General features: G+C 73.9%; 4 protein-coding genes. 3 read left to right on the top strand and 1 reads right to left on the bottom strand.

Annotated features, from left to right (window positions below; genetic code table 11):
- Together G6039_RS22255 and G6039_RS22250 are read left to right on the top strand one after the other, a co-directional pair.
- Positions 1-2,104 (top strand): AMP-binding protein (locus G6039_RS22255; RefSeq protein ID WP_164528114.1); only part of this gene is annotated, 2,104 nt, incomplete at its 5' end.
- Positions 2,104-3,771, top strand: a complete 1,668-nt coding sequence (locus G6039_RS22250) for a tyrosine-protein kinase domain-containing protein (protein WP_043797100.1) — start codon at positions 2,104-2,106, stop codon at positions 3,769-3,771. The genes G6039_RS22255 and G6039_RS22250, both read left to right, overlap by 1 nt.
- Here G6039_RS22250 and G6039_RS22245 read toward each other — a convergent pair.
- Positions 3,742-4,257 carry an arsenate reductase/protein-tyrosine-phosphatase family protein gene (locus G6039_RS22245; RefSeq protein ID WP_006934332.1) on the bottom strand — a complete coding sequence of 172 codons (516 nt, stop codon included), beginning with the start codon at positions 4,255-4,257 and terminating at the stop codon, positions 3,742-3,744. The two genes, G6039_RS22250 and G6039_RS22245, sit on opposite strands and share 30 nt — an antisense overlap.
- Before the next feature lie 155 nt (positions 4,258-4,412).
- Here G6039_RS22245 and G6039_RS22240 point away from each other — a divergent pair.
- On the top strand, positions 4,413-5,723 hold a 1,311-nt coding region (locus tag G6039_RS22240; RefSeq protein ID WP_164528113.1), incomplete at its 3' end, for a DUF7159 family protein.

Genomic DNA, 5,723 nt, shown 5'->3' with positions numbered 1-5,723 from the left:
GCATCCGGACGACACTGCGGCGGAGCCGCATCCGGACGACACTGCGGCGGAGCCGCATCCGGACGACACTGCGTATCTGATCTACACGTCCGGGAGCACCGGCACCCCCAAGGGTGTCGCCGTGCCGCACCGCGGCCTGACCGCCGTCGTCGACGCGCAGCGGCACGTCCTCGGCGTCGCGCCGGGCAGCCGGGTGCTGCACGCGGCGTCGCACACCTTCGACGCGTCGGTGTTCGAACTGCTCGCCGCCCACGCGCACGGCGCGACCCTCGTCGTCGCCCCCGACCACGTCTATGCCGGAGCGGCGCTGCAGCGGCTGATCGTCGACGAGCACGTCACCCACGTGGTCGCCACCCCCACCGTGCTGGCCACCCTCGACCCGGACGTGCTGGGGCGCCCGGTCACCGTCCTGTCCGAGGGCGAGGCGCTCACCGCGCCCGTCGTCGAACGCTGGCGGCGGCACCGCCTGCTCAACGGGTACGGGCCCACCGAGTTCACGATCGCCGTGTCGTTCGGCGGGCCGTTCGACCCCGGCGCCCGGCCCACCGTCGGCGCCCCCGTCGCCGGCGCCACCGCCCACATCCTCGACGCGCGCCTGCACCCCGTCCCGGCCGGGGTGATCGGTGAGCTGTACGTGACCGGGGCGGGCCTGGCCCGCGGCTACCACGGCCGAAGCGGGCTCACCGCAACCAGATTCGTCGCCGACCCGCACGGCGAGCCGGGTGCGCGCCTGTACCGCACCGGCGACCTCGCGCGCGTCACCGCCGACGGCGAGCTCGACGTCCTCGGCCGTATCGACGAGCAGATCCAGCTGCACGGCATCCGCGTCGAACCCGCCGAGATCGACGCGGTGCTCACCGCCGCCGACGGCGTCGAGGCCGCCGTCACCGTCGCCGTGCCCGGCCCCGCGGGCGAAACCGTCCTCGCCTCCTACGCGCAGGGCAGCGCCGACGCCGCCGCGCTGCGCACCCGCGTGGCCGCGCACCTGCCGCGCGCGCTGCGGCCCGCCGCGATCACCGTCGTCGACGCGCTGCCGCTGCTGCCGTCCGGCAAGGTCGACCGCGCCGCGCTGCCACGTCCCGACTTCGCCTCGCCCGCAGACGGATTCGTGCCACCCGACGGGGCGACGGCCGAGACGGTCGCCGCCGTGTTCGCCCGGCACCTCGGCCGGCCCCCCGGATCGGTGTCCGCCGACCTCGGGTTCTTCGACCTCGGCGGCACGTCGCTCGGGGCCGTCGCCGTCGCCGCCGACCTGCGTGCCGAACTCGACCGCGACGTCCCGCTCGACTGGCTGCTCACCGCACCCACCGTCGCCGACCTCGCCGACCGGATCGACCACGGCGGCGACGACACCGACCCGCTCGCCACGCTGGTGCCGCTCGCGGGGCGCCCCGACGGCACCCCGCTGTTCTGCGTCCACCCGATCAGCGGAATGTCGTGGTGCTACACGGGACTCGCGCCGCACCTGCCCGGAGTCGCGCTGTACGGGCTGCAGGCCACCCGGCTCGAGCCGCTGCCGCGCACCGTCGCCGAGTTCGCCGCCCGCTACCTCGACCGGATCCGCACCGTCCAGCCGGAGGGCCCCTACCACCTGCTGGGCTGGTCCCTCGGCGGAACCATCGCGCACGAGATGGCCGTGCAGCTGCACCAGGCGGGGCAGCAGGTGGCGTCGCTGATCCTGCTCGACACGCTCACCCCCGACACCCTCCCCGACGTCGCGGCCCTGCCGGACGAACCCGTCGTCGAACTCGAGGTGCCCGGCCTGCCGCCGACGTTCGTCGCCGAGATCCGGGAGCGGGCTCTGGCCGCGGGCGCCGCGTTGGAGGAGGCCGTCACCGCGCACACGCCGCGTGTCCTCGACGGCGACGCGCTGCTGTTCCGGGCCCGGCCCGGCGGGCAGACCGGACCCGACCTCGCGGCGAGCTGGCGGCGCCACGTCCGTCGCGTCACCGAGCACGACGTGCCCTACCCGCACTCCGACCTGACCACCCCCGGCGCGCTGGCCCTGATCGGCCCCACGCTCGCCCGGCACCTGACCGAACGACAGATTTCCGCGCCCGTAGGGTGCACCGACAGTGTCACAGCAACGAGGGAGACACCGTAATGGAAGTACACGACTACCTACGCATCCTGCAGGCGCGATGGAAGATCGTCGCCGTGACGACCGTGGTGGCGGTACTCGGTGCGCTCGGAGCCTCCCTGCTCACCACCCCGATCTACCAGGCGAGCACCCGGCTGTTCGTCTCCACCTCCTCCGGGGCCTCGGTCAACGAGATCTACCAGGGCAACCTGTTCTCGCAGCAGCGCGTCGCCTCCTACACCAAGTTGCTCACCGGCACCACGCTGGCGCAGCGCACCCTCGACCGGCTCGGCCTGTCCGACGTCACGCCGTCACAGCTCGCCGGAAAGGTCACCGCATCGTCCGCCCCGGACACCGTGCTCGTCGACGTCAAGGTCGACGACGAGTCGCCGGAGCGGGCCCGGGACCTCGCCAACGCCCTCTCCGACGAGTTCGTCGTCATGGCGCGCGAGCTCGAGACCCCCGAGAACGGCGGTGAGCCCACCGCGCGGGTCGTCGTCGAGCAGCACGCCGACACCCCGGTGACCCCGGTGTCGCCGAAGACGAAGCGCAACCTCGCGCTCGGCCTCGCCGTCGGCGTGCTCCTCGGCATCGCCCTCGCGGTGCTGCGCGACCGGCTCGACAACACCGTCAAGGACCGCAAGACGGTCGAGGAGCTCGCCGGGACGGGCCTGGTGGGCACCATCCCCCTCGACAAGGAGCGGCAGGAGCACGCGGCGATCGACTTCCAGGAGTCGAACTCCGGCAGCGCGGAGGCGTACCGGGAGATGCGCACCAACCTCAAGTTCCTCGACGTCGACAACCCGCCGCGCGTCATCGTCGTCACCAGCGCCCTGCCGGCCGAGGGCAAGACCACCACGGCCATCAACACCGCGCTGGTGCTCGCGGAGGCCGGCCATTCCGTGGTGCTCGTCGAGGGTGACCTGCGCCGGCCGCGGGTGTCGAAGTACCTCGGGGTCGTCGGCGACGTCGGGTTCAGCACCGTGCTGTCGGGCCAGGCCGGTCTGGAGGACGTGCTGCAGCCCAGCCAGTACGAGGGCCTGTGGGTGCTGGCCTCCGGGGCGCTGCCGCCCAACCCCAGCGAGCTGCTCGGCTCCGAAACCGCCAAGCACGTCATCGACCACCTGCGGGCGCGCTTCGAGTACGTGATCATCGACGGCTCGCCGGTCCTGCCCGTCACCGACTCGGTCGTGCTCGCCGCGGCCACCGACGGCGCGCTGCTCATCGCTCGCCACGGCAAGACCACCCGGGAGCAGCTCAGCCGCGCGGTCGGCAACCTGGGCAGCGCCGGCGCGCACCTGCTCGGCACCATCATCACGATGACGCCGAACAAGGGCCGCGGCGCCTACGAGTACCGGTACTACTACGAGTCCGACGAGTCGGCGAAGAAGGCCACGGCCGCTGCGTCGGCGCCCGTGCAGCCGGGGCCTGTTGCACAGACCACCGGCGGACGCCGCTACCGCGAGGAGCAGAACCGGCCGGAACCGTACCGGCCGGAGCAGCCGCACCGGGGCGGGCAGGACCACGACGACGCGCAGCCGGGACAGCACTACCGGGCCCCGCAGGCGTACACCGCCGATCCCGCCTACCGCGAGCAGGCGGTGCCGACGGCGGTGTCGCGGCCCGTCGCGCCGTCGCCCATGCAGGGCCCGCGCAACGGGTCAGTCGTGGATCCGGGCGAGCAGCGGTAGCAGCAGATCGGCGATCTCGGTCCCGACGGCGACGAACGTGTCCTCGTCCAGACCGATCGGATCGGTGACGTCCTCCGGTCCGGGCGCGGGGAACTGCGCCCGGGCGGTGGCGAGCTCGGCGACGGTCTCGGCGCCGCTGAGCTGCTGCAGCCGCGCGGCCTCGCGCAGCGTGAACGTCCGCTTGAGCATCCGCGGCGCCGCCTGCAGCACGGCCCCCCGATGCGACTCGGCCATCGTGATCACCAGGTCGGCGTCCTGGGCGATGTGCGGCGACAGGCGCCGGGCGACGAAACCGTCGGGCTCGCCGCCGAGCTGGCGCAGCACGAGCGCGGCCGTCGGCTCCATGGGCCGCCCGACCATGCCGCGGGTGCCGGCGCTGTGCGCGGACAACTCACTCCGGCCGGTTTCCGTCGCGTATGCGGTGGTCAACAGCTCGGCGGTGGGCGATCGGCAGATGTTCCCGGTACAGACGTACAGAACCCGCATCGCTCGATCCTAGGCAGCACACGGGTCGCTCGTCCGGTTGTGACGGCGTGTGTCCGATTCGCCGGGTGGGCGTGTCCGGACCGTTCGGTAGCATCGGGCGGTCGGGATGCGCCGGGGGTGGATGTGCGGCGCAAAACACAATCAGAAGGCGGCTGATGAGTTCGGTTCTCGGGGTGACCGCAGGGACGAGTGCCGTCCGGATCGTTCGTCCGATCGATCCGGCCGCGCCCGCCGCGGGCTACCAGTTCCAGGTGGTGGAGACCAGGCAGGACGATCCGGCACGGCTCGCGGCGCAGACCGTGGGCGTGCTCGTGCAGGCCGGCATCGCGGGCGACACCGTCGAGCGGGTGGGCCTGGTGTACCGCGACGCCGCCGACGCCGAGCGGCTCCGCGCCGCGATGGCCGAGCAGGGACTCGACCGCTACACCCTCGTCGGCGAGTCCGAGGCGGCCCTGGCCTACCTGCGGACCACCGGCGAGCTCCCCGGTGACGTCGCGGTGCTCTACGACCTGGGTGCCTCCGGGCTCACCGTCACCGTCGTCGACCGCACCACCGGTGCCGTGCACACCGAACGCACCAGGACCGTCTCCGGCCGACTGTTCGACGACGCGGTGCGCCTGCACCAGCTCGGCTCGGACGGGGTGTGGCGACCCGACGACCCGGAGGACGAAGAGTTCGTCGCCCAGTGCCGCACGGCCAAGGAACAGCTGTCCGGCAGCGACGCCGTCGCCGTGCCGGGCACTGCCGGCGTGATCCTCATGTCCCTCGAGACCTTCGACCCGCTGATCACCCCGCTCGTGGAAGGTTCCGCGCGGTTCCTGCGCGACGTCGTGCACCGGTCCGGCGCCCGGCCCGAGACGATCGTGCTGCTCGGCGGCGGCGCCCACGTCCGGCTGGTGCGCCGGGTGCTCGAGACGTGGATGAAGCTGCCCGTCGTGGTGCCGCACGAACCCGAACTCGTCCTGGCCAAGGGCGGCGCCCTGCGCGCCGTCGCCGCGGGCCCCGCCGCGTCGGCGGTCACCGAACTGATCGTCCCGCCGGGGGCGACCGAACGCATCGTCCCGCCGCGCGGAGTGGCGCCGCAGCGCACCGAGCGGCTCGCGCGGACCGAGACACCCGCGCCGGCCGCGGTGGACGACGCCGGGCCGCCGGAGCGGACGCCGGCGTGGAAGCGGGCGACGACCGCGCCCGGCCCGCACGTGTCGGGCCGCCAGATCAGCGGGGCCGGGCTGGCCGGCACCGCCCTCGGTGTGGTGGCCATGATCGGGCTGGCGCTGGGCGCACAGAACACCTTCGCCGGCGACGACGAGTCGGAGCCCCGGCCGACCGAGGTGATCGTGACGACGCCGCCGCGGACCCCGCAGCCGGCGCCCGCCGTCGCGCCGGCGCCGGCGCCGCCGACGACCACCGTGCCGCCGACCGAGGAGTCCACGACGGAGCGGGTGGTGCCGCCCCCGCCGGTGGCC

The organism is Rhodococcus aetherivorans (genome assembly GCF_011058165.1).
Taxonomy (GTDB): domain Bacteria; phylum Actinomycetota; class Actinomycetes; order Mycobacteriales; family Mycobacteriaceae; genus Rhodococcus; species Rhodococcus aetherivorans.
The sequence above is the reverse complement of the archived record's forward strand: the minus strand, read 5'-3'. Positions and strand labels throughout refer to the sequence as shown.

Coding starts and splice junctions, on each gene's coding strand:
- G6039_RS22245 (WP_006934332.1), bottom strand. CDS start 4,257: ATGCGGGTTCTGTACGTCTGTACCGGGAACATCTGCCGATCGCCCACC.
- G6039_RS22250 (WP_043797100.1), top strand. CDS start 2,104: ATGGAAGTACACGACTACCTACGCATCCTGCAGGCGCGATGGAAGATC.